1 protein-coding gene is annotated in these 303 nt (G+C 44.9%); it reads left to right on the forward strand.

All coding sequences use genetic code 11. The features are described from left to right. A partial coding sequence (locus KEM10_RS25285) for a hypothetical protein (RefSeq protein ID WP_212221097.1) occupies window positions 1-303 on the forward strand: 303 nt, incomplete at both ends.

Raw genomic sequence — 303 nt, forward strand, 5'->3', positions numbered from 1 at the left:
AACAGTCCGAAAACAGCAGAGTTATTAGGGTTATCAGCAGAGGAACTCAAAGGTGCTTTGGGAATGCTTGATGATACCGAGGAAGAATCGGCACAACTCCCTGAAACCAATGTTGAGATTACCGACATAGGTACGGCGAATACACCCGAAGACCGCAAGAAAGCTGAGATTATTAAAAAGCTATCCGATGCACTTATGACATGGGAACTACAAGATGTAGCCAAGATTGCAAACATCGTTGGCTTATGCCTTGACAAAGCGGAGCTGATTAATAAAACCCTCCTGTTCCTGAACCAAGCCGTG

It is taken from the genome of Carboxylicivirga linearis (genome assembly GCF_018271995.1).
In the GTDB taxonomy this organism is placed as follows: Bacteria; Bacteroidota; Bacteroidia; order Bacteroidales; family Marinilabiliaceae; genus Carboxylicivirga; species Carboxylicivirga linearis.